At 44.9% G+C, this 20,988-nt stretch carries 24 protein-coding genes; 15 read left to right on the top strand and 9 right to left on the bottom strand.

Annotation, left to right across the window (positions count from 1 at the left end; translation table 11 throughout):
- Window positions 1–262 precede the first annotated feature (262 nt).
- A complete protein-coding gene (locus tag SCJ97_09120; GenBank protein MDW7740199.1) occupies window positions 263–1,282 on the bottom strand; it encodes an HD domain-containing phosphohydrolase in 1,020 nt (339 codons plus the stop codon).
- Between the two features lie 221 nt (window positions 1,283–1,503).
- Between SCJ97_09120 and SCJ97_09115 the strand changes: the two genes are divergently transcribed.
- The gene (locus tag SCJ97_09115) at window positions 1,504–2,451 is read left to right on the top strand and encodes a hypothetical protein (protein ID MDW7740198.1); all 948 of its coding nucleotides are present in this window, start codon (window positions 1,504–1,506) and stop codon (window positions 2,449–2,451) included.
- Here SCJ97_09115 and SCJ97_09110 read toward each other — a convergent pair.
- From SCJ97_09110 to SCJ97_09075, 8 genes are all read right to left on the bottom strand, one after another.
- Window positions 2,448–3,680: a type II secretion system F family protein gene (locus SCJ97_09110; GenBank protein MDW7740197.1), complete on the bottom strand. Its 1,233-nt coding sequence runs from the start codon at window positions 3,678–3,680 to the stop codon at window positions 2,448–2,450. The two genes, SCJ97_09115 and SCJ97_09110, sit on opposite strands and share 4 nt — an antisense overlap.
- Complete coding sequence (locus SCJ97_09105) at window positions 3,680–4,264, bottom strand: hypothetical protein (protein MDW7740196.1); 585 nt, start codon at window positions 4,262–4,264, stop codon at window positions 3,680–3,682. Before SCJ97_09105 ends, SCJ97_09110 begins: the two co-directional genes overlap by 1 nt.
- Before the next feature lie 20 nt (window positions 4,265–4,284).
- The gene (locus SCJ97_09100; protein MDW7740195.1) at window positions 4,285–4,815 is read right to left on the bottom strand and encodes a PilN domain-containing protein; all 531 of its coding nucleotides are present in this window, start codon (window positions 4,813–4,815) and stop codon (window positions 4,285–4,287) included.
- On the bottom strand, window positions 4,812–5,867 hold the full coding sequence (gene pilM, locus SCJ97_09095; GenBank protein MDW7740194.1) for a pilus assembly protein PilM: 1,056 nt from the start codon (window positions 5,865–5,867) through the stop codon (window positions 4,812–4,814). Before pilM ends, SCJ97_09100 begins: the two co-directional genes overlap by 4 nt.
- A gap of 15 nt (window positions 5,868–5,882) precedes the next feature.
- A complete protein-coding gene (locus SCJ97_09090; protein ID MDW7740193.1) occupies window positions 5,883–6,287 on the bottom strand; it encodes a hypothetical protein in 405 nt (134 codons plus the stop codon).
- A 14-nt stretch (window positions 6,288–6,301) separates the two neighbouring features.
- A complete protein-coding gene (locus tag SCJ97_09085) occupies window positions 6,302–6,760 on the bottom strand; it encodes a prepilin-type N-terminal cleavage/methylation domain-containing protein (GenBank protein ID MDW7740192.1) in 459 nt (152 codons plus the stop codon).
- 69 nt (window positions 6,761–6,829) lie between these two features.
- Window positions 6,830–7,255, bottom strand: coding sequence for a type II secretion system protein (locus SCJ97_09080; protein ID MDW7740191.1), 426 nt, complete (start codon window positions 7,253–7,255; stop codon window positions 6,830–6,832).
- A 61-nt stretch (window positions 7,256–7,316) separates the two neighbouring features.
- Window positions 7,317–8,120 (bottom strand): prepilin peptidase, encoded by an 804-nt coding sequence (locus tag SCJ97_09075; protein MDW7740190.1) that lies wholly within the window; start codon window positions 8,118–8,120, stop codon window positions 7,317–7,319.
- A gap of 136 nt (window positions 8,121–8,256) precedes the next feature.
- Between SCJ97_09075 and aroE the strand changes: the two genes are divergently transcribed.
- From aroE to SCJ97_09005, 14 genes are all read left to right on the top strand, one after another.
- Window positions 8,257–9,150 (top strand): shikimate dehydrogenase, encoded by an 894-nt coding sequence (gene aroE, locus SCJ97_09070; GenBank protein MDW7740189.1) that lies wholly within the window; start codon window positions 8,257–8,259, stop codon window positions 9,148–9,150.
- A gap of 2 nt (window positions 9,151–9,152) precedes the next feature.
- Entirely contained in the window at window positions 9,153–10,883 is a 1,731-nt protein-coding gene (locus tag SCJ97_09065) for a GspE/PulE family protein (protein ID MDW7740188.1), read from the top strand.
- 85 nt (window positions 10,884–10,968) lie between these two features.
- Window positions 10,969–11,394: a prepilin-type cleavage/methylation domain-containing protein gene (locus tag SCJ97_09060; GenBank protein ID MDW7740187.1), complete on the top strand. Its 426-nt coding sequence runs from the start codon at window positions 10,969–10,971 to the stop codon at window positions 11,392–11,394.
- 143 nt (window positions 11,395–11,537) lie between these two features.
- A complete protein-coding gene (gene aroQ / locus SCJ97_09055; GenBank protein ID MDW7740186.1) occupies window positions 11,538–11,993 on the top strand; it encodes a type II 3-dehydroquinate dehydratase in 456 nt (151 codons plus the stop codon).
- A complete protein-coding gene (locus SCJ97_09050; GenBank protein MDW7740185.1) occupies window positions 11,993–13,090 on the top strand; it encodes a Xaa-Pro peptidase family protein in 1,098 nt (365 codons plus the stop codon). The genes aroQ and SCJ97_09050 overlap by 1 nt, the downstream gene beginning before the upstream one ends.
- Window positions 13,087–13,644 carry an elongation factor P gene (gene efp, locus SCJ97_09045; GenBank protein MDW7740184.1) on the top strand — a complete coding sequence of 186 codons (558 nt, stop codon included), beginning with the start codon at window positions 13,087–13,089 and terminating at the stop codon, window positions 13,642–13,644. Before SCJ97_09050 ends, efp begins: the two co-directional genes overlap by 4 nt.
- Before the next feature lie 27 nt (window positions 13,645–13,671).
- The gene (locus SCJ97_09040; protein ID MDW7740183.1) at window positions 13,672–14,121 is read left to right on the top strand and encodes an AraC family transcriptional regulator; all 450 of its coding nucleotides are present in this window, start codon (window positions 13,672–13,674) and stop codon (window positions 14,119–14,121) included.
- Window positions 14,122–14,232: 111 nt separating this feature from the next.
- Window positions 14,233–14,646 (top strand): Asp23/Gls24 family envelope stress response protein, encoded by a 414-nt coding sequence (locus tag SCJ97_09035; protein MDW7740182.1) that lies wholly within the window; start codon window positions 14,233–14,235, stop codon window positions 14,644–14,646.
- 43 nt (window positions 14,647–14,689) lie between these two features.
- A complete protein-coding gene (gene amaP / locus SCJ97_09030) occupies window positions 14,690–15,220 on the top strand; it encodes an alkaline shock response membrane anchor protein AmaP (GenBank protein ID MDW7740181.1) in 531 nt (176 codons plus the stop codon).
- A gap of 32 nt (window positions 15,221–15,252) precedes the next feature.
- Window positions 15,253–15,471: a DUF2273 domain-containing protein gene (locus SCJ97_09025; GenBank protein ID MDW7740180.1), complete on the top strand. Its 219-nt coding sequence runs from the start codon at window positions 15,253–15,255 to the stop codon at window positions 15,469–15,471.
- 33 nt (window positions 15,472–15,504) lie between these two features.
- Window positions 15,505–15,921 carry a transcription antitermination factor NusB gene (nusB, locus tag SCJ97_09020; GenBank protein ID MDW7740179.1) on the top strand — a complete coding sequence of 139 codons (417 nt, stop codon included), beginning with the start codon at window positions 15,505–15,507 and terminating at the stop codon, window positions 15,919–15,921.
- Window positions 15,905–16,879, top strand: coding sequence for an O-sialoglycoprotein endopeptidase (locus SCJ97_09015; GenBank protein ID MDW7740178.1), 975 nt, complete (start codon window positions 15,905–15,907; stop codon window positions 16,877–16,879). The genes nusB and SCJ97_09015 overlap by 17 nt, the downstream gene beginning before the upstream one ends.
- Before the next feature lie 85 nt (window positions 16,880–16,964).
- A complete protein-coding gene (locus SCJ97_09010) occupies window positions 16,965–18,944 on the top strand; it encodes an FAD-dependent oxidoreductase (GenBank protein MDW7740177.1) in 1,980 nt (659 codons plus the stop codon).
- Window positions 18,944–20,974: a molybdopterin-dependent oxidoreductase gene (locus SCJ97_09005; protein ID MDW7740176.1), complete on the top strand. Its 2,031-nt coding sequence runs from the start codon at window positions 18,944–18,946 to the stop codon at window positions 20,972–20,974. Before SCJ97_09010 ends, SCJ97_09005 begins: the two co-directional genes overlap by 1 nt.
- Window positions 20,975–20,988: the final 14 nt, after the last annotated feature.

The raw sequence follows: 20,988 nt of genomic DNA, 5'->3' as shown, positions 1-20,988 counted from the left end.
ATGTAACCCAGCGAAGCAATAATCGGGAGAAGATAATGGGTCATGATGGCAATAAAAAATACTTTCTCGAACTGGTTAAAAAGCTAAAGAAAGAGCAGATATATTATTAATACGCAGCGGATCAAGAAAAAGGCATTTGAGAGAATATAAAAAGAAATATGCATCAATGGCGAAAAGTGAAGGTTACTCCTTTAGAGAAATTGCTGATTATATTAATATTTCAGATGCGGCAGTCAGTAAGTTAATAAGTTAGTAGCCTGGCTTACAAGGCGGTGAATATTTTTACCAACCTTGGTTCAAAATGGGTCCCTGCGTAATCCTGAAGCTCTTTGAGGGCTTCATGTGGCGTAAGGGACTTTTTGTATGAGCGGCCGGTGACCATCACGTCGTAGGCGTCGACAACGGCAATGATCCGGGAAAGAAGGGGGATCTCCTCACCGGAGAGCCCGTCAGGATAACCCTTGCCGTTCCACCATTCATGGTGGTGAAGGATCATCTTTGAAATATGCGACAGGCCGGGGATGGAATTGGTTATGTTATAGCCGATTTCGGAGTGCTTCTTCATGATTTCCCATTCCTCGGGCGTCAGTTTTTTCGTTTTGAGGATTATGCTGTCGGGGATAGCGATTTTACCTAAATCGTGCAGGGCAGAGAGCAGGGCAAGTTTATGAAGCTCGTTAGCCGTGAGGTTAAGGGCTTTTCCGATCTGTGTGGCATAATCATTGATCCTGAAGGCATGGGTAACCGTTTCTTCAGTTTTTTCATCCAGCATTTTCTGCAAAGAAATAACAATTTTATCCTGATAAATTTTGGTATATTTGTATTTATCATCGGAGGATACTTTCAGAATTGCGATGGCACCCATAAGTTCCCCGGTTTTTGTATATAGGGGTGAAGCTTTAATCTGGTAGCTGTTTCTCACTCCATTTAGATCACTACATTCAGTTTCGCAGTAAACATCGCCATTTGCACATTTATTGATCGAGTAAAATTCAACATTTTTTTCCGGAATATTTAGCAGGTTTGCAATCAGATTATCGACAATAAAGGGTTTTCGCTCACCACAGAGGCAGTATGAATGTTCATAGTCATTCTTGCCCAGGATACTTTCTGCGCTCCGGCCGGTTAAATCTTCGATCGCTTTATTCCAGATGGTAATTTTACCCTCGGTATCGATGGCAAAGGAGGGGTCGGGGAGGAAATTTAGGATACTTAAAAAAAGATGGTTTTCTTCAGTTGCTTTTCTGAGGATGTCCTGCATTCCAGAAAAAGCAGTTTCCATAAATAATATATCCTTATAGATTAAGACTTGCTGATAAGTTACGACATCCAGGAATAAAATCCTGCAATTTCATAAAAAGAAATAAGGGACAACCATTTAAAGAAAAATTTGACAAAACTAAAAACTTGAAATATAATACAGTGAAGTTTGAATATAGATAAAGAGCAAAATAAAGAGATATAAAAGATACCGCTAATTACTTTCAGGGAGGAAGATAACTTATGTTGCGGACTAAATGTTTTATTTCTATTCTTCTTGCTTTTCTATTATTCCTGACTTCTGCTGCACCTGTTTTTGCCTCATATGGAACAATCAGCTACCAAAAATCTTATGATCTTGATGGGATTATTCTTATCAAAATTCTCAGTGGTGATGAGTACAGTGGAGCAGGCTTTCACAAAACACTTGTTAAGGGTGTGGGCAACCTCCAGAGAGTTGAAGCAGGAACAGTTGGTGACGGAACCCTGGCTGTCAGCAGTGAAAGCAGCTGGATAGCAGATCCCGACTCGCTGCGCGGCCTGGAAGTGGCTTCAACCTTTGGCTTAAACCCTGAATCAGAATACCTGGACAGCAATTACCCACAGGTATTCGCAGTTAGCGTAAAGGCTGATCGAGGTGAATCCGGCCAACTTACCCAGAACATCTCAGCAGAATCCGGTGAGAGCAATTCGCTGGCGATCTATCAGCATGCAGAAACCTCTGACGGTACGGTTAAACGTTATATTGACCTTGCCTTTCTTGACCCCGATGCCAGAATTTTTGAAGATACCAAGATTGTAGGGTATGCCAGCATTGTCGATCAGCTGAATACCGGTATCGAGGAAGAGGTAATATTTGTAGTAAATCAGGATGAGGGATTTGTAATAACTGTTTTTCCCGGAACCGTTTTCGAAGAAGTAGAATTTCCGGAAATAATCGACCTGGTTTTTGATGAGTTCATTTTAACCGGTATTCCCATCGAGTGGAGCGATGAGTCGGATCCGGTCTATAACCCAGATGAACCAGGTCGATATTTATTTATCGGCCAGCTCCTGCTCCCGGAAAATGTAATATTTGAGGGTAAGGTGTTTACCATCTTTACAGTTAATATTGAAGAACCTGCAGAGACAGAAAACATAGACTTAAACAGTTTTCTATTTCCGGATGAATCAATTGATACCGAAGACTAGATCAATTCAAAGACCCGGTACATGGGTGATAAAACAGAATAGACGATCATTCCGATGAACGTACCGACTAAAAGGAGAAGAGCCGGTTCAAGTATAGTGCTTAATCTCCCGACCAGGTAAGATATTTCTCTTTCATAATAATCTGCGGTTTTATCGAGGGTCTGATCCAGGGCCCCCGTTTCCTCACCGATGCGAATCATCTCAACGAGCAAGGGTGGAAAAACCCGAGATGTTCGCATCGGTTTATATATTGAATCTCCAGCGTAGAGTGCATCGCTCAAATCTTTAATCGCCTCGGAGACTTCCCGGTTATCGATTACCCTGTCTACCAACATCAAGGATCTGTGCAGGGAAGTACCACTGGAAAGAAGAGTACTGAAGGTACGGGCAAAACGGGCAGCCACGATCTGCCGGTATATAGTGCCATAAAAAGGCAGTCTAAATTTCAAATTGTCGTTTATAGATTTTCCTTTTACAGTATTAGCCGTGTAAATCAGGGCTATTGGTAATAATAGGACCATCGTAAGGATAAACGGCCAGTAACCGATTATTATCTGACCTAAAGAAAGAAAAAGTGCGCTGACTAGCGGCATATCCATGCCATAGGATTCAAATATCCCGGCAAAGCGGGGGAGGACAAAAAGGAGCATCACTGCAACTACCACGATCGATATGACAGTTATGACAACCGGGTAAGCAGTCGCAGTGCGAATTTTCTCTTCTAGATCATGCTGTTTTTCAAAATGATCGGCCATTTTATCCATCACTTCATCAAGTTTTCCACTGGTTTCCCCTGCTTCAACCATATTGACCAGCAGTAGGGGGAAGTAGTCCAATTCTCTGCGCATGGCATCAGAAAGGCTGCTGCCTTCCTCGACCGCAGCAGCGACAGTAATAAGTCTTTTTCTGAAAGAATGTTTTTCCATCTTCCCGGAGAGGATATGCAGGATTCGCAGTATAGGCACGCCTGCCGAGAGCATGGTTGAAAACTGGCGGGTGAACAACATCAATTCCCTGCCGGAGTAACGACTGAAACCAAACCTTTTAAGTAGTCCCAGGCGTTTCAGCTTTTGAGATAGAGAAAATATGGAGCTTTCTGTAAGCTTGGTTACAACCAATCCACCTGCCTGGAGTTTTCCCAACGCTGATTTCCTGTCCGGTGCGTATAATTCACCTTTTATCTTTTTCCCCTCAATATCTCTTGCCTTATAAATGTATTTTATCTCCATCAGCTTTTACTCCCTGCCTTTGACGTGGTATACGCTTCCTGATCTGAAGGGACAAAGTACAGGTTAAATTCAAGATCAAGTTTAATCTCATCATCGTTTAAAGCAGACCATTCAAGCTGCCAGATCGTTAACAGGTGCGGAAAAAGTTCGAATTCCTTCAGTAATCGATGAATTATCTCCGCTGGACCTACAGCAGACAGCTGTAGATGCAGAATGGAGATTTCCTTTTCATGAGCCAACTCCCCGACCTTGAAAGAGTAGAGGTTATTTTTGTAATTGTCGAGGAGTGATTCAAGGGCTGATAAAACCCTGGGTAAGCTGCTTAAAGGCGGTATTGCTTTGCCCAGGCGAATCATTTCCGGCTGTGTATCTATCCAGGATGATTCAATCTGTTTTTTCTGCCCAACCAGGTCGTTTAAGATATCCATTTCTTTCTGAAGTTGAGCTTTTTCTTCTTTTAATCCTTGAATTTCAGAGTAAACTTTTGCCCCGACCAGATACCAGATTATCAGGAACGAGGTAATAAGCAGAATAGTCAACATGTATTTTTCTCTTTTGGAAGGTTTTCTCTTTTCGATTTTCAATTTTTTGATGACCCCCGTTATTAATCAAGAACCGCATATATTGAGTAGTTATATACACCGGTATCATTAAGATTTACAGCACTTAATACGGCCGAATAGATAAACTCCAATTCTTCGATTTTCTGTTGAAAAGAAGCTGCAGTGTGCATATTAGAACTGTAACCCCGGATAGAGATAGTTTTATCACTGGTGCAGTTGATATTTTCGATAAACAGGCTCTCCGGAACATTAGTTGTAAGTTTATCCAGGTAAAGAGCCCAGGAATTTGATTCGGCAAGTATCTGTTCTTCCAGCTGCATCAGTATGCCGGCAGTTTCAATTTCGTTTAACATCTGTTGTAAGGGCTCAACTGTTTCTGAAAGATGGCTGATTTCTCTTTGCATGTATTCCAGATCTTTTTTTAGATAGTTACGGTAGGTCAAAGAACCGCCGTAAAGGGTGGACACAAATAAGAATAGTAGAATCATGAGCAGCAATTTGCCGATTTGCGATTTAAAGAACAGTGTCTTTAACTTTGAGCCTTTAACGTGAAGGTTTAGTTCGTAGTTCAAGCAGACCACCCCCTTAGTGCCAAACCGTGCGCAGTGGCAAAAAAAGCAGATATTTGTGCCGTGGTTTTTTCATTACTAGTGCTGTAGAGATCGGATCTAAATGAATTGTGAAGCTTTGGGCGGATTGCAAGACGCCGTCCGATAACAGCAGCCAAACCGGGTATAAATGCACCGCCACCGCAGATCCGTAAATCATTAGGTGTTATATTTTCATTGCCATTTTGTTCAAGCCAGTAGGTAACCGTTCTCTGCAGCTGTTCGGCAAGGGATTCTGCCTTTTCCATCAGCTTTTTCTCAGCGGTAAATTTTCTTTTATAGAGTAATATTCCGGCCTGATTTATATCTGTACCTGATATATCAGCCAGGGTTTCAATGAAATCGGCGGATCCGGTTCGCAGGTAACGAAAAAACCGGTAACTGCTGCCTGCTGCAATGATGATCGAAGTCGTTTGATATCCTATATCGACAAGGATACCGGAGTAATCTTCAGCTTTTGAAGTTTTAATGCAAGGCATCATTGAGCGGAGCAGTGAGAAAGGTTGTATCTCGAGAATATTCGCAGAAAAACCGGCCTCTTTCACTACCCGGATATAGGATCGGGCAATTCTTTTTTCTGCCGCAGCCAGTATAAATTCCTGCTGGTTATCATCAGGATCAACGGGTTCGAGCCGACAGTAATCATAAACCGCTTCAGCAGGGTTAATTGAGAAATTCCTCTCCAATTCAAGCTGCATCGCCCGGGTAATTTCTTTATCTTTTATTCGGGGCAGCGATACGCGGCGGATATAGAGAACCTGGGGTGGCAGACATAGATTTACCCTGGCCTTGTGCCAGTTATTGTCAATTCTCAGTTTCTTTAATCGCTCAACCAGGAGGTCGGGTTTGACGATAATCCCCTCGGTTATAGTCCCTCCGGGAGTGGGCAGTATAGTGTTCTGGACGGTTATGCTGTTTCTTTTTTTTCTGAGCTGGACAGCCTTGACATTCGCACTACCCAGATCAATTCCGATTGGTGAGAAACGATAATTGCTTTTTGTGATGAAATCGTTCACCTTCCCTTCAAAATTTTATTGAGCGGCCCAGTTTTCGATAATCAGACCTTCTTCAGGACACAGGCTGACCGATACTTCAATGGTCAGGCTGAATTCATCAATCGTTCCGGTAGAAACTACTTTTCTCCTGTCACCGCTCAAATTAATAAATGTAACATGATAAATACCGTCCATAATATTTCCCGTTATGGTCTGTCCGATATAATAATCATTGGCCAGCGCTGTAAGACCGGCTTCAATGCCAGCATCGGCGATATAAAATTTCTCAATATCCTGGACCTGGTAACGGGCAATGAGGGTTTCGGTTGCAGCGTAATTAAGGACAGCTGCACCAAGAACAAGTAGGAGAGAGGTGAAAACAAGGACAAGTACCAGCGCCATCCCGGTTTGATTATTGAATTTAAAATGATTTAATCGCAAATTATCAAAGCTCCTTATGGAAGGTTGCGTGGTCGTACGCTGCTTCTTAAAGTGACAATATCTTCAGTGCCCTCGCCGGCGCCAATTTCAATTTCAACCAGCCCGGATTCAGTAATTCGAAAATGAAGGTTAGTGATATTCAGAGCAACAACAGTATAGAATTGGGTCAGGTAGGCATCATAGATCAACTGCGGCCTGAAGAGCCGGAAGCGGAAAGTTCGGCTGTCGCCGGGCACTTTGAATCTTAGTTCACGGCCACCGCTGCGGGTTTGCACTTCGGAAGCATATTGCAGTTCCCGGATGATCTTGTCCAGGGCAATGCGGGCATTCTGCTGATATTCCATGTGATCCACACTATGCTGCCAGCTGTTGAGGCTGGTCAGATAAAAGGAATAAGCGGCGGCAATGATCAGGCTGATCATGCCCAGAGTAATAACCAGTTCAATTAAAGTAAAGCCCTTATCCTTCTGCACTGAATCCTCCTGGAGTCATTTTTTAGTTTCTAATTTCATCTATACTATGAAGTTAATCTTCTCAGCTCATCAGTAATGACCGCTAAAGGAAATTAGCCTTTGGACTCTTTCGATATTTCTCTGCTGCCACTTGACAGTAACGGTGATTTGAAGCAGTTCCAGAGATGTATCTTCACTGACAGTCAAAATATAAGGCTCCACCCTGGTCTCCCTGGAGAACCCGGTGAAGCCTTCAATTTCACTTTCAAAATATAATTCTGAACCTTCTTCAAGATAATCCCGGTAAACATCGCTGTAACCGGCTGCTTTAACCTGCTCAAGCTGCTCGCGACAAAGGTTAACTGCGGTAGTTCTCTTACCGGCATGATTAATAGATTGAAATGAAGATATGAAAAGGGTTAATATGGGAGTGATAACCAGACCCAAAATGGTGATCGCCACCAAAATCTCGGTAAAAGTATAGCCCCGATTATCCTGAAGCAAAATGTTAGCCACTTGTATAACTCCTTGTCTGAATTGTTTACGAAGGTTTACGTGTTCACTGGTAAAATTTTATTTAACGCATCAGGTTTATATACCAACTCCAGATCTGTTCACCCCAGAATACATTGATCAGGGAGGCCAGCGATAAATATGGCGCAAAGGGCAAGGCATCCTTACGGGTCAGCTTTTTCATAATCATGAAGGCAACCCCCACCAGGGCACCAAATACAAAGCCGAGCATCAGGACTACTGCCGTTCCCCTCAGCCCCACGTAACAGCCGATCATCAGCATCAGTTTCATATCTCCTGCCCCCATCCCACCGCGACTGACAAGGATGATCAGCAGCATGATCACTCCGCCGACCAATAAGCCGAAAAAGGCATCAGAAAGCGGCCTGTCAGGCATAATATATTCAGGAACATTTAACCAGATATTTAAAAAAGCCGGGATGAACATTGCCGCTGCGGCAATCAATCCGGCAGCAACCAGGGTGTTCGGAACGATCCGGTGATCCAGATCGATAAGGGTTACACCGAATAAAATATAGAGCAGGACAAGGTAGAAGAGCGCACTCATGTTGAAGCCGAATTTATAGAATATGGCGAAAAAAAGAATGCCTGTTAAAAACTCAACCAGGGGATAACGGGGGCTTATCCGCATCCCGCAGTTTCGGCATTTTCCTTTAAGGATCAGATAACCGATCAGGGGAATTAACTCAACAAAACCGAGCTGTGTGCTGCAGCCCGGACAGCTTGAAGGGGGAGTTACCAGAGATTTTTTCAAGGGAAGACGGTAAACCACTACATTTAGAAAACTGCCGAAGCAGAGCCCGACGATAAAAATTAAAGTGTACAAGTATGCGCTGTCGAGTGTCATAGATTTTACCGGTACCTTTGATAAATAAATATTAAGAGGTAAATTGTTTTTACAGATTATCCCCTTTCTACATAAAAAGCTCAATTCCTGCTATGATCAGTAAAGATGCTGTGCTATAATATGGGAAATTTAGTTAGTGAGAGTTGAGGAACGGTTGTCGTCGATTAACGCAGAAACCAATCTATATCTTGTTCTGGGTAATCCGGTAAGACATTCATTATCACCGGTTATTCATAATGCCGGATTTGAAGCTCTCAAGGTGAATTCTCTTTACCTGGCCAGTGAGGTTTCTGAAGAACAAATCGCAGAGGCAATTGAGGGGTTAAAAGTGCTCGGAATTGCAGGAGCAAATATTACCAGCCCGTTCAAGGAAGCTGTAATCCCTTATCTCGATTCAATAACTGATGTTGCAGAAATGCTCAGGTCGGTAAATACAATAGTTAACAGCAACGGCCGGTTGGTAGGCTACAGTACCGATGGGGCCGGCTTTATTTCCGCCCTTGAACATTTAGCTCCGGACTATGATTTTAATTCACCAGCTACCATAGTCGGAGCCGGTGGAGCTGCCCGTGCAGTCGCTTATGCCCTGGCTGAGAAGGGTGTAGAGGAGTTTAACCTGATTAATCGCAGCAGGGCGAGAGCTGATCTCCTGCACAAACTGCTCATCGATAACTTCTCACTGGAATGCTCAGTACATAGCCTTGAATCACCTGGACTCGATTCTCTTATTAATAAAAGTAGCCTCATCGTTTATACTTTGCCAACAGATTCTTTGGAATTTATTAGTGCGCTTCAAAACAGATATCCTCAGAAAGCGCCAGCGGATAGAACAATTATGATTGATCTTCGTTATAGTCCTTCGGTTACAGAAGTTATGAAACAGTTTATCAAAGCAGGGGGCAGGGCTTTTAACGGTTCCGAAATGCTTTTCGGACAGGCACTTTATGCCTTTGAACTTTTTACCGGTTTATCTGCGCCGGTTGAAGCCATGCGCCAGGCTTATAATAAAGCACTGGAGAAGGGAGATTAATATTGACTGTATTAAGCATGCAGCGGATCGTGTCAGTATTGCTCGATTCGGGTCTGGTCAGCAGCAGCAAATTGGATGAAGTTGAATTGGAGTCAAGAAATACGGGTAAGAAGAAACTGCGTTTGATTGTAGAAAAGGGTTTGCTCAACGAAGAAAAATTACTGAACATTTTGGAAAGAGAACTTCAAATCCCCCAGGTTAATCTTAACCAGATCAGAATTGAAGGGGGGACTGTCTCTTCAGTTCCGCCGGAAATAGCCCACCGTCATAATGTGATCCCCATTGATAAACAGAATAAAAAGCTGACTCTGGCCATGTCAGATCCTTTTGATCTGGAGGCCATCGATGAAGTCTCCATGATTACCGGTTGTGAAGTCAATCCGGTTTTGGCCAGGGAGAGCGCCATAAAACACCTGATTGCCCATCATTATGGTTTCAGAGATTATGATGATTTGGATGAACCCGCTGATAACGGAAATATCTATTCTGAGCAGTCACCGGTGGTCAGGATGGTGAATTCATTGATCGAAAAAGCCATAGAGGAAGGGGCCAGTGATATACATCTTGAGCCGAACAGGGAAACCCTGCGAATCAGAATGCGCCTGGATGGGATACTGCACGATCTTTCGTCACCGCCGAAACAGGCCCAGGCAAACATTATATCGAGGGTTAAGATAATGTCCGGGCTCGACATCGCCGAAAAGAGGCTGCCCCAGGATGGAAATATCGATTGGAAAGGTGAAAAGGAGGGTATAAACCTTCGTATATCTACCCTGCCGACCATTTACGGTGAAAAAGTAGTGATCAGGTTGCTCGAAAAAGAGAAGATCGTTTTACCACTGGAGAACCTCGGTTTTGCTCCGGAAAATTTCCGGGTGTTGATGAGGCTCCTGTTGAACCAGCATGGCTTACTGTTGGTGACCGGACCAACCGGGTGCGGCAAAACCACCACCCTGTATTCCGCCCTGAATTACTTAAACCGGCCTGAAGACAATATTGTGACCGTTGAAGATCCTGTCGAATACAGGTTGGACAGGATAAATCAGGTCCAGGTGAATAGACGGATCAACAGGACATTTGCCGGTTCCCTGCGCTCAATTCTTCGCCAGGACCCGAACATCATCATGGTCGGAGAGATAAGAGATCTGGAGACGGCAAAAATAACCACCCAGGCTGCCCTGACCGGCCACCTGGTCCTGAGTACCCTCCACACTAATAATGCTGCAGGGGCGGTGACGCGCCTGATCGATATGGGCCTGGAAGATTATCTTGTAACCGCTTCACTTTTAGGAGTAATCGCCCAACGCCTGGTTCGAAAAATCTGTTCGGAATGCAGGGAGGAATATAGATTAAGTGATCAGGAGAAAATATTCTACAACCGTTTTTTCCGTAAAGACCCTCCCCCCAGTCTAATCAGGGGTGGAAAATGCAGGTCATGCAATAATACTGGTTACCGCAACCGGACTTCGATCCAGGAAATACTGGTTCTCGACCAGGAATTGCAGGATCTCATCCTGAAAGGAGCAACAGCGGAGATATTGCACAGGAAGGCCTTTGAAAAGGGAATGAAATCGCTCGTCGATGACGGACAACGGGCTGTCGAATCGGGAATTACAACTGTGTCAGAGATTATCCGCAGCACATTCAGCAGTATTTTCGACTCAAGGATTTCCGGTAGCGAGGAGAGCCTGATTTATCTGGCAAAACTTTACCACGACCTGCAAAAAGACTAGAAACAGAAAAGAGGGATAAAGAGTTGGGATAGAAAACTTCATATACCGCAATGAAAAAGCTTTCACCCTGATCGAGCTGCTCTGCGTGGTTGCCCTGCTGGGAATGGTTGTCCTGATTGCTGCCCCGGCGGTTGCGGAAATGGGTAAAAATCAAACTCTCGAAATTGCCGCTCGCAATTTGGCTTTCGATATGCGAAAATCACAGCAGAAGGCGATTACTGCCGGCTGGACGCAGACTATCGAATTCCGGGACCATCTGAATGAATACAGGCTGAAAGACGGTAAGACCGGTGATTATATCAAAGTCGATTATCCGGAGGGAATTTATGTCTGCGCCAATAATTTTCCAGGGACAGGCAGCCTGCGAACCCTCAGTTTTACCCGCAGTGGTGCACCGAATCAGGGTGGTACTCTAGCCCTGGAAAATAGTACCGGGAAAATTTTATATATTATCCTCACCCCGGCGACTGGGAGAGTCAGGGTATCGGAACAACCGCCCGATAACTGGTAATCAGGAGAAGAAGTTGAGGAGATTGTTCAGGAAATTATCGAATATATCCGTTGAGAAAGACGATAATTTTCGTCGAGAGCAGGATTTTTTATATCATAAGGATAATATTTTAAAATTAGGTTATTTTCAGGGAGGAGACCGGATTGGACGCTCTAAAGGTACTGGTGATTCACGGGCCAAACTTGAACCTGCTCGGTTCGAGGGAACCGGAGATCTATGGGAAAACGACACTGGAAGAAATCAATAATTTACTGTTGGAAAGAGCAAAAAAGCTCGGTGTAGATTTGAATACTTTTCAGTCAAATCATGAAGGAGAGATCATCGACCGGATCCAGGGAGCAGTTGGTACCTGCCATGGGATACTGATCAACCCCGGAGCCTTTACCCATTACAGCTACGCTATCAGGGACGCCCTTGTTTCATCGGCGCTAACGACAGTTGAGGTCCACCTGAGCAATACATACTCCCGCGAAGATTTCAGACACAGATCCGTTATATCTGCAGTGTCTAGAGGAGTAATCTGCGGTTTTGGCTCCCAGAGCTACCTTTTGGGGCTGGAGGCGCTGGTCGATATTATTTCAGAGGCAAATGCCCGCTGATGTCCGATAAACTAAAAGGTATCAGGAAATTGATAAAAAAAAATAATCTGGACGTCCTGCTGGTTACAAATCCGCAGAACCGTCGATATCTGAGTGGGTTTACCGGGACCGGCGGGGTACTTCTGATCAGTGTCGATAAAGCGCTCCTGGTTACCGATTTCAGGTATACCGAACAGGCAGCTGCTCAGGCTGACCAGTTCGAAGTAAAACTGTGGAAGGAAGATCTGTACCAGAACCTGGCCGTAATTGTCCGGGAATATGGCTGGGAAAAGATTGGCTTTGAAGCAAAAAACGTGGTATTTTCAACATACAGGGAAATGCAGGATAAGCTTCCGGGAGAACTTGTAGCGGTTGAGACAAGTGCGGAAGAGTTAAGAATGGTGAAGGATGAAAAAGAACTGGAACTGCTCAGCCGGGCTGCCGAATTGCTGGACAGGGCTTTCGGTTACCTGCTGGAGATAATCAGGCCGGGGATGACAGAGCAGGAACTTGCGCTGGAGCTTGAAATATACCTGCTGAAGTCGGGTGCCGAGAAGAGAGCTTTTAATTATATTGTTGCTTCCGGAATCAGGGGTGCAATGCCTCACGGAACGGCGTCATCCAAGGTGATGCAGGATGGTGAACTGGTCACCATCGATTTCGGAGCTGTTTTTGACGGATATGCCACTGATATGACCCGTACCGTGTCGCTGGGTGAACCAGACGAGAAACAGAGAGAAGTATATGATATTGTATACCGGGCTCAAAAAAATGCAGCAGAAGCGATTAGACCGGGCCTGAAGGGGTTTGAAATCGATACCGTGGCACGGGATATTATTACTGAAGCCGGTTATGGAGAACAATTTGGCCACGGGTTGGGTCATGGTGTAGGTCTGGAAACTCATGAACAACCGGTACTGAATCCAAAAAGTAAAACTATTCTCAAGGCGGGAATGGTTGTAACCGTGGAACCGGGTATCTATATCCCCGGCTGGGGCGGAGTGCGTATAGAAGACATGGTTGTTGTTACAAAAGAGGGCATGTCAGTGCTGACTAAAAGTCCGCGGGAATTGACGGTTATCCAGACAGAAAATAGAGAAGGGCGGATCCTACAATGATTTCTACAAATGATTTTCACACCGGTATAACTATCGAATATGATGGTGATATTTTCACTGTCCTTGAATTCCAGCATGTTAAACCGGGCAAGGGAGCGGCTTTTGTCCGCTCAAAACTTAAAAATCTGCGGACAGGTTCGATTGTTGATAAAACTTTCAGGGCAGGAGAAAAGGTTGCCAGGGCTCATCTGGAGAAGAAAGAGATGGAATACCTCTACCGCGATGATGATCATTTTAACCTGATGGATACGGAGTCATACGAGCAGATAACCCTTACGGAAGAACAGATCGGAGAGGGTGTTAAGTACCTGAAAGAAAACGATAAAATATTCGTTGTCTTTTACGGTGAAAAGGTAGTCGGGGTTGACATCCCGATTACGGTTATTCTAAAGGTAACGGAAACTGAACCGGGAGTAAAAGGTGATACTGCAACGGGGGCAACCAAGCCTGCTACACTGGAAACCGGAGTGGTTGTTCAGGTTCCCCTGTTTATTAATAACGGGGATTCTGTTAAAATAGATACCCGAACCGGTGGATACATTGAAAGAGCATAAGTAGGAAAATAAAAGGAGGGAAAGCAAATGACTGAGGAACTGAGAGTAAGGGTTTCGTACCTGAGAGGTTATGCCGAAGGATTGGACCTGGGTGAAGAAAGCAAAGAACAGAAGGTACTCCAAAAAGTGATCGACCTACTGGAAGATATTTCCGATGAAATGGAACAATTAAGAATTGATTACGAAGAGCTTTTCGAATATACAGAAGCAATCGACGATGATCTGACTGATCTGGAAGACGATTTCTATGAAGATGATGAAGAGTACGAAGACGAGTATGATGATTTTGATGAGGGGTTTTCCATCGAGTGTCCCAACTGCCGGGAAATAGTTGTGGTCGATGATGATATCCTTGACCAGGACTCAGCGATCGAGATAACCTGTCCGGGTTGTGGTGAAGTAGTCCTGGTCGATGATGAAGAATGGGAAGAAGATCTTGAAGAATTAATGGAAGAAGACGAAGATAAGGAAGACTAGCCACATCAAAAGCCCGTAAAAATTGAACTGCCCGATTGTGTTTGATATAATGAAAACAGGTGGAAAGTAAGTATTTCTACTAAAAAATATTTATAAAGGGAGGTAATGAAAATGGCAAACGAAGATATTAAGACTCTACCGACTGAACTCGGTGTGGTGAGAATTGCCGATGAAGTAGTCTCCATCATTGCTGGATTGGCTGCTGCTGATATTGAAGGAGTTGCCTCTATGAGCGGCGGAATAGCCGGTGGGATTGCTGAAGTGTTGGGTCGCCGGAACCTCTCAAAAGGAGTTAAGGTTGAAGTTGGCACAGAAGAGGCCAAAATCGATATTTTCCTGATCGTTGATTACGGAGTCCGTATTCCGGATGTAGCCTGGGATATTCAGGAAAGCGTTAAAAACGCAGTCGAAACGATGACTGGCTTAAGAGTTACCCAGGTGAATGTGCATGTGCAGGGTATCCAGTTCCCCCAACAGGAAAATGAAGAGGAAGTGGCTGTGGAAGAAGAAAAGGCCGAAGAGTAAATTTACTTCACCTTTTATTTGAGACTGAAAGGGGGAATTCACAATGAAAACAGCTGCCCGCATACTGATGGTATTTATCGGACTTCTTTTTATCGGTGCGGCACTGTTTCTGCTGGCGCTCAGTTGCGCCTGGTTACCGAACCTGCGGGTAATCATGCCCGGGTGGGCAGACCAGACTATCCTGTTCGCCATTACCGCAGGTTTGGTTCTGATTGGACTGGTATTTACAGCAATTGGTTTTAAGTCCTCGAAAAAGGAAAGCAGTGCTATTTTGAAGGGCAGTGAATTCGGAGAAGTACAGATTTCGATTACTGCCGTGGAAAATATGGTTCTGCGGGTCATTCAGCAGACCCAGGGAATTAAAGATGTAAGCAGACAGGTCACTTATACACCGGACGGAATGATCGTCCGGGTTAAAATCAGGGTGATGCCCGATGTGGCTATCCCCGGTCTGACAACAGACCTGCAGTCAAGGATCAAGGAGTATCTTGAAGAGATAACCGGAGTTACGGTCCATGAAGTGAAGGTTACGGTTGAAAACATTATAGTTGATCAGGCGGTTTCAAAAAGGTAGATCGAATAAAGATTAAAAGGGAGGAGTATGTGTTGTCCGAGCTGAATTGGTGGGTGGTGCTTAGCAAACATTGGGGCAAAATACTTGGAGGATTGCTCGGTCTGTTCTTCGCCCTGCTTGTAATTAAATATGGTTTTTGGTCCAGCGTTTTTATATTCTTCTGTATCGGAGTTGGGTTGTTAATCGGCTGGCGAATAAAAGATATCAGCAGATTCTTTAAACGCCTCTTTTCATCAAAAGACGAGTATTAATCTGAATACAGGAATGATGGAGGTACTGCTCAATTGTCCCGTCGCCTGGCACGAGAGGTGGTTTTCCGAGCGCTATTTCAGGTAGATATCGGTAAATGCAGGCCGAAGCAGGCCTTGGTCCGCGCTCTGGAAGGGTTCACCTTTGACATTGATGAAGAACAGTTTATTGAGGAGCTGGTTATCGGTACTATTGATAGCCAGCCTCTTCTTGATCAATTGATCAAGAAGCATCTCGTTAAATGGGATTTGGAGCGTCTCTCTGCAGTTGATCGCAACTTACTTCGAATAGCCCTCTTTGAAATACTCTATCGCCCGGATATCCCATTTGCGGTCTCCATTAATGAAGCGCTGGAACTGGCCAAAAAATACGGCAGTACCGGAGAAGCGGTAGGGTTTATCAACGGTGTGCTCGACCGTGCAGTAGGAGAAACTCTTGGAAAAGAATCATAAACAGTCTCTTTACCTCGGTATTGACACTTCGGCTTACACATCTTCACTTGCAATAGCAGATCAAAATGAAAAGCTTCTCTATGACGGGCGATTTGCGCTGGCAGTAAAAGAAGGAAATCTTGGACTGCGCCAGTCTGAGGCGGTATTTGCCCATATTCAAAATATGCCCACCTTATTTAAGGCAGAGAGAGCGCAGAAAGTATTAAAGCACGGAATTATCCACGCGGTTGCATCGGCAGCACGACCCAGACCGGTGGAAGGTTCTTATATGCCGGTGTTCAAGGTAGGAGAAGCCTTTGGTTTGATGCTCACTCAAGCTGCAGGCTTTAATTATTTCTCCTCAACGCACCAGGAGGGCCATATATTTTCCGGACTCTGGTCTGCCGGGTTAGGAGGTGGTCGTTACCTGGTCGTTCACCTGTCAGGCGGAACTACAGAAATTATAGATGCTGAAGAAACCTCTCCGGGTGTTCTTAAAATAAAACTGCTCGGCGGCAGCGAGGATTTGAAAGCCGGGCAGTTCATCGACAGGATTGGCCGCCTGCTGAATCTAAAATTTCCCGCCGGCCCGGAACTCGAGAAAGTGGCTTCTCTCTGTGAAAAAACCTCCATTACACTTCCGGTAGCGGTCAGGGGTAATAAAATCAGCTTTTCCGGTCCGGCCAGCCAGGCCGAACGCCTTCTTGAAAACGGCTGCAACAAGGAAGCATTGGCCAGGGCCGTTGAGATCTGTATCGCCGATTCTCTTTCAACAGCAGTTAATAATCTGAAAAACAGTCCGGATGCATACAATGGATTACTTGCTGTGGGCGGGGTAGCGGCCAACCGTTTTATCAGGCAGCGTCTCCAGAGCAAATTGGCCGGATGGAAAATATATTTTGCCGAACCTCGATTTTCATCAGATAATGCGGTCGGACTGGCCGTTCAGGCTGCCAGGTTGGAAAAAAGTTCAGAATAATCCATTGAGAGGAATTCAACAAGAGATGAAGAAAGTAAAAATAATATGTACTGCTTGCGATATATAGTGGGGTGAGATCTAATAAATGACCAAAGTATTTTTTAGCAGCTGGAATAGCCGGATTGTTGACGAACGAAATAAAAAAGAAGAGGAACGGACTGAGTTAACTGAAATAGGTATTCCCAAAAAGGTTGAAAACAAGGAGATAAAAGCATTTATCGGTTGGGCCGGATTGGTCATAATCGATCCACAGTACGATCCGGTTCGGGCACTTAAAGAATATTATTACAAAATGCAGGATGAATCCTGTGGACGCTGTATTCCCTGCAGGGTGGGAAGCAGGGTAATAGCCGACCGTTTAAATAGGCTGGTTAACGGTGAAGGCACAGAAGGCGATCTGGGCTATCTAAAAGAAATCGCGACCCTGGTGCGGGAAGGTTCACTCTGTGAACTGGGCATATCATCGCCTGTTCCCCTTCTCCATGCCCTGGAGTACTTTGAGGAAAACTTCAAAACGTTCTTGCATCCGGATAAAACGGAACCGGATAAAACAGAGGAATACCGTTCCATCCTTTCTGCGCCATGCCGTAATGGCTGCCCGGCACATATCAATATTCCAAAATATATCGAATGCATTAAAGAGGGCAACTACGAAGAAGCACTAGCTGTCAACCGTGAAAAGACACCGCTGGTTGGTACATTAGGCCGGGTATGTGTCCATCCCTGTGAGTCAAACTGTAACCGCCAGCCGGTAGATCAGGCTCTTTCGATCAGATTGCTCAAAAGGTTTGTAGCTGATTTTGGGCGTAAAAACGGCTATGATGCTACTTTAAATAAACCGACTATCGATCAGAATTCTAACCAGGTTGCAGTAATAGGCGCCGGTCCGGCCGGAATCAATGCTGCTTACCAGCTTGCACTTAAAGGATACAGGGTTACAATTTTTGAAGCGTTACCCATAGCGGGCGGAATGCTTGCGGTCGGTATTCCCAGCTATCGCCTTCCCCGGGACATACTCAACGCAGAAATTGACTTTGTAAAAAGCCTGGGAGTAGAAATCAGGTTGAATGTAAAGGTTGGAGTTGATATATCACTTGACCAGATACGCGAGGAAGGTTTTAAAGCAATTTTTATTGCTACCGGGCTGCATGACAGCGCAGTTATGGGCTGTGAAGGCGAAGAGGAGTGCTACTACGGTTATATGCCGGGTGTTGAATTTTTAAGAAAGATTAACCTGGGACAGAAAGTTGACCTGGGTGATAAAGTTGCCGTTATCGGAGGCGGTAATGTTGCCATGGATTGTGCCCGCTCTGCAGTCAGGATGGGAGTAAAAGAAGTCCATCTGGTATACCGCCGCAGCAGGAATGAGATGCCTGCCAATAAAGCAGAAATAGATGCCGCCGAGGAAGAAGGCGTAATCTTCCATATGCTGGCCAACCCAACGGTTATTCTCGAAAAAAGCGGCTGTGTCAGCGGTATGGAGTGCATCAAAATGGAGTTGGGCGAACCGGACGCAAGTGGACGGCGCAGGCCGGTTCCGCTCAAAGGCTCGGAATTTATCCTGGCGGTTGATAATATCATTCCCGCCATCGGCCAGGTTGCTGATTTCTGTTTTCTAAATAAAGACTGCGGAATGACTGTAACCGACCGGGGAACGCTGGAAGTGGATAAAGATACCTTTGCTTCTAACGAGCCCGGAATATTTGCCGGAGGTGACGCTGTCCTGGGAGCACGGACAGTTATTGAGGCCATAGCTACAGCCAACAGGGCAGCCGAGGCCATCGATAGTTACCTGAAAAAGGGTAAGGTTCGGGTCGGATATGGTAGGCCGATGGAGAGACAACTGGAAAGTATGGGCGTTTACAGCGAATCAAATGTTCCCGAAATGATCGGAAACAGAACCCGCCTCGAAGAGGCTGTCTGTCCGGCAGAAATCAGGAAAAAAGGTTTCGATGAAGCTGAGCTCGGTTTCCAGAGGCCCGCTGAAGTTACGGCAGAAGCTGCCCGCTGTGTTAAATGCCTAAGGCTTGGTATGGTTGTTCTGGAGCAGGGAGGGACAGAATAATGAAAAAAACACTGAATATAACAATCGACGGTATAAATATTTTTGCCGAAGAGGGAACTACAATTCTTGAAGCAGCTAAATCAAAGGGAATTGAAATCCCGACCCTCTGCTATCATCCCCGTCTTGAACCAATGGGCCACTGCCGGATTTGTATCGTTCAGGTGGAAGGGTTCGAGCGCCCGATGACGTCATGCGATAACCCAATTTTTGAAGGAATGTCAGTAACAACAGACACTCCGAAAATACGAGAAATGCGTAACCAGATATTGGAGTTTGCCCTGGCTACTCACCCCTATAAAGACTGCCTGACCTGTGTACGGACCGGAACCTGCGAGCTGCAGGAAAAGGCTTACTGTTTTCAGTCAAAGCTGCCCGAACAGATTTCCCGGAAGGTTCCCGTTGAAAAAACTGCCGACAACCCCTATATTGTAAAAGATGAAGAAAAGTGTATTCTCTGCGGCCGTTGTATACAGGTCTGCAGGACTAACACAGGGCGTTTTGTTTATGAAATGATCGGAAACGGTGTAAATACGAGGGTTGTTCCTACCAATAACGGTGTGGAATCAAGCCTTGAAGATGCCGGTTGTATTTTTTGCGGTCAGTGTATAGAAGTTTGTCCTGTAGCGGCTATTACGGAAAAAGAGCGGTTTGCAGGTGGCCGTGAGTGGGAGTTGAAAAATGTTCCGGGTATCTGTGTGGAATGTTCCCTGGGTTGTTACCTTGAAAGACAGCTTTCTGACGGGAACCTGATCAAAGTGACTGTCCCCGCTGAAGGAGATAAAGTAAGCTGGCTCTGCAAAAAAGGAAAATTCGGTCTAGTGGACCATCAGAACGAAAAAAAAGCTACCGTTCCGATTAAAATAGATGACGGTAAAAAAATTGAAATAAGCTACGATGAAGCGATAAGAGCGATTGCTGACAGGTTATCTGCTCTTAAAGAGACTAATAATAACGGTAAGATAGCTGTATATACTGACGGACGGCTCAGCTGTGAAGAATATTATCTTCTGCACCGGTTTTCGCGCAATGTCTTGGAAACAGAATATATATTCCCCGGACTCGAGCCGGCCTGGGTTGAAGCCTATACAAAATTGAGAGAAATTGCCGGTATCGGAGTTAACAATCCTACTCCCTTCAATATCAGAAATGCAGAAGCTGTTATGATTATCGGAAGCGGCCTGGAAGATAGCCATCCGGTGGCCGATATGGCTGTCAGACAGGCTGCGCGATATGGTAATGCCGGTATTGTATGCATCACTTCGGAGCCTGAAAAATTCAGTGCCTGGAATAAAAATGTGATTGCGGTCGATCAGGGACATGAAACAGATATTCTGGTTGCTATGTCTGCAGTTTTAAAGGGAGAAGAGATTTCTAAAGCTGCTGAAAGGGCCGGAATAGCGGAATCATATCTGATAACAGCACTGGAACTTATGAAAAATAAAAAATCTGTCATTATTGCCACACCATCTTTTTTCAAATCCGCTGACAGCCTTGCTGTTAATGCACTGTTAGATCTCGCAGAATCTGGCAGGCAGATTGAAAAGGGCAGAAGCAACTTGCTGCTCCTTTCTTCAGCCGTCAATGCAATTGGCATTTTTGAAACCGGACTACTTCCGGTGGGTAAAAAAGAAAAAACAGAAAAAGTTGAAAGCCGGGTCATATCAACTCAAACACTTGAAGAAGAAATTAAAGATGGTAAAATTGCCGGCCTGCTGCTATTAGGGGAAGAGTTCAAATTAGCAAATGACTTAAACCCCGGATTTCTGGCAGTGATAACTGCCAATGAAGCTGAGTATGCAAAATATGCCGATTATATAATTCCCGGCAGGTTGATTATTGAAAAAGACGGTTTCTTCGTCAACGCATCAAACCAGGTCAGATTTAATGAAGCTGCCTGGGAACCGGAAAGCGTTATCGTTGAAGGATGGAAGATTATAGCTGATCTTGCCCGGGCCATGGGAGTTAAATGGTCCTATAACTCGTTAAAAGATGTTCGGGAGGAGATGGAGAACCTCGTTTCCGCAGGCTAACTCCGCGGATTACC

It is taken from the genome of Bacillota bacterium, from assembly GCA_033549065.1.
Classification (GTDB): Bacteria; Bacillota; Dethiobacteria; order DTU022; family DTU022; genus JAWSUE01.
Note: the sequence above shows the minus strand (reverse complement) of the source record. Positions and strands in the feature narration are given on the sequence as shown.

What these genes read in the sequence shown, in the direction of transcription:
- SCJ97_09005 (MDW7740176.1), top strand. Translation starts at nt 18,944, where the DNA reads ATGAAAAAAACACTGAATATAACAATCGACGGTATAAATATTTTTGCC.
- amaP (MDW7740181.1), top strand. Translation starts at nt 14,690, where the DNA reads ATGAAAACAGCTGCCCGCATACTGATGGTATTTATCGGACTTCTTTTT.
- SCJ97_09035 (MDW7740182.1), top strand. Translation starts at nt 14,233, where the DNA reads ATGGCAAACGAAGATATTAAGACTCTACCGACTGAACTCGGTGTGGTG.
- efp (MDW7740184.1), top strand. Translation starts at nt 13,087, where the DNA reads ATGATTTCTACAAATGATTTTCACACCGGTATAACTATCGAATATGAT.
- SCJ97_09115 (MDW7740198.1), top strand. Translation starts at nt 1,504, where the DNA reads ATGTTGCGGACTAAATGTTTTATTTCTATTCTTCTTGCTTTTCTATTA.
- SCJ97_09010 (MDW7740177.1), top strand. Translation starts at nt 16,965, where the DNA reads ATGACCAAAGTATTTTTTAGCAGCTGGAATAGCCGGATTGTTGACGAA.
- SCJ97_09120 (MDW7740199.1), bottom strand. Translation starts at nt 1,282, where the DNA reads ATGGAAACTGCTTTTTCTGGAATGCAGGACATCCTCAGAAAAGCAACT.
- SCJ97_09110 (MDW7740197.1), bottom strand. Translation starts at nt 3,680, where the DNA reads ATGGAGATAAAATACATTTATAAGGCAAGAGATATTGAGGGGAAAAAG.
- SCJ97_09075 (MDW7740190.1), bottom strand. Translation starts at nt 8,120, where the DNA reads ATGACACTCGACAGCGCATACTTGTACACTTTAATTTTTATCGTCGGG.
- SCJ97_09050 (MDW7740185.1), top strand. Translation starts at nt 11,993, where the DNA reads ATGTCCGATAAACTAAAAGGTATCAGGAAATTGATAAAAAAAAATAAT.
- SCJ97_09040 (MDW7740183.1), top strand. Translation starts at nt 13,672, where the DNA reads ATGACTGAGGAACTGAGAGTAAGGGTTTCGTACCTGAGAGGTTATGCC.